Origin of the sequence: Streptomyces sp. SID11385 (assembly GCF_010548245.1) — a bacterium.
Taxonomy (GTDB): Bacteria; Actinomycetota; Actinomycetes; order Streptomycetales; family Streptomycetaceae; genus Streptomyces.
Genome location: NZ_JAAGLR010001038.1, coordinates 1 through 1,640, shown reverse-complemented (window position 1 = coordinate 1,640; position 1,640 = coordinate 1). Strand labels below are relative to the sequence as shown.

Here is a 1,640-nt window from a genome sequence, read left to right as displayed (position 1 = left end):
AGCGGGGGCGAGCGCGGGCAGGAGGGCCACGTCGGGATTGCCCGAGGCGACGTCACGGGCACCGGGCGGGACGGCGATCCGGGTGGCGTCGCGCGAGGTCGTCGCCGGGCGCGCCCGCACCCGGCTCCCGCGCCGCCCCGCCGTCTCGATGACCCCGCGCTCGCGCAGCGTGCGGTACGCGGCGGCGACCGTGTTGGGGTTCACCCCGAGGTCCGCGGCGAGTTCCCGCATCGGCGGCAGCACCTCGCCCGGCCCCAACTCCCCACGCCCGACGGCTTGTTCCACGTCAGCGGCGATATCAGCGGCGCGCCGCCCGGAAATCCGATACTCTCCTAGCACAAACAGCAGTTTGTACTAGTGCAATCGCAAACGCAAGTCGCCCCACCGCGAGCCGCGCGTCCGCAGCGAGGAGAGACCCGCATGACCACCGAGCCCGCCGAGCCCTACGGCCCCACGCCCCGCACGAAGCCCACCCGCTCCCCCGAACGGGCCCGCTACGACCGGCCGACCGTGCACGCGATACTCGACAGCGCTTATCTCTGCCACCTCGGCTACGTCCGCGAGGGCGCGCCCGTCGTCCTGCCGACGCTGTACGCGCGGCGGGGCGAGACGCTGTACGTGCACGGCTCCACCGGTTCGCGTCCGCTGCGCTCGGCACGCCAGGACCCGGGGCTCGCGGTGTGCCTCACGGTGACCCACGTCGACGGCCTCGTCCTCGCCCGTTCCGCCTTCCACCACTCCATCAACTACCGGTCGGTCGTGGTGCAGGGCATCGCCCGGCAGGTGACGGACGAGGACGAGAGGCGCACGGCGCTCGACGCGATCGTGGACCAGGTCGTCGCGGGCCGCGCCGCCGACTCGCGCCCCGCGAACGCCAAGGAACTGGCCGCGACCGCCGTCCTCCGCCTCGACCTCGCCGAGGTCTCCGCGAAGCTCCGCACCGGGGGCCCCAACGACGAGCCCGAGGACCTGGCCCTCCCGTACTGGTCGGGCGTCGTCCCGGTCCGGCAGACGTACGGCACCCCCGAACCGGCCGCGGACCTGGACCCCTCGATCCCGCTCCCGGAGTACCTGAGCCGCTGAGGCGGTACGGGAGGGGGCGGCCTCCGGAGCGGAACCGGAGGCCGCCCCGTTCCCTACGCCTCCGCCCTCCGTTCCTGCGCCGCCAGCCCCGTCACCGCCACGAGCAGCAGCGCCACGCCCAGCGTCGTGGCGCCCGTGAGGCGTTCGCCGAGCAGGAGCACCGCGATGACCGCCGCGCTCACCGGTTCGAGCAGCATGATCACGGACACGGTCGCCGAGCGGACCACGGCGGCTCCGGCGAAGTAGAGGACGTAGGCGAGCGCGCTCGGCACCCCGGCGAGATAGCCGAGGAGCAGCAGCGTCGTGCCGAGTCCGGCGCTGCCCGGCAGCGCGCCCTCGGCGAGGGCGAAGGGCAGCAGGACGAGCGCCCCGACGCCGAAGGACCACGCCGTCGTCGTCAGGGCGTCGCGCCCGCCGCCCGCGCGGGCGCCGCCCCGCGTGACGAGGGTGAGCACGGCGTACGAGACACCCGAGGCCAGCGCCCACAGCACGCCCGCGGGCCGTACCGTCGCCCCGCCCCCGCCGAGCACCAGCACGGCGAGCCCCGCGAGAGCCCC

At 75.1% G+C, this 1,640-nt stretch carries 3 protein-coding genes; 1 reads left to right on the top strand and 2 read right to left on the bottom strand.

Going from position 1 to position 1,640, the window contains the following annotated elements; all coding sequences use genetic code 11:
- Positions 1 to 339, bottom strand: a 339-nt coding sequence (locus G3I42_RS31880; RefSeq protein ID WP_164291167.1) for a GntR family transcriptional regulator, incomplete at its 3' end; no start/stop codon positions are given.
- An 81-nt stretch (positions 340 to 420) separates the two neighbouring features.
- Between G3I42_RS31880 and G3I42_RS31875 the strand changes: the two genes are divergently transcribed.
- Positions 421 to 1,083: a pyridoxamine 5'-phosphate oxidase family protein gene (locus G3I42_RS31875; RefSeq protein WP_164291166.1), complete on the top strand. Its 663-nt coding sequence runs from the start codon at positions 421 to 423 to the stop codon at positions 1,081 to 1,083.
- A gap of 53 nt (positions 1,084 to 1,136) precedes the next feature.
- Here G3I42_RS31875 and G3I42_RS31870 read toward each other — a convergent pair.
- Positions 1,137 to 1,640: EamA family transporter (locus tag G3I42_RS31870; RefSeq protein ID WP_164291165.1), on the bottom strand; the 504-nt coding region annotated here is incomplete at its 5' end.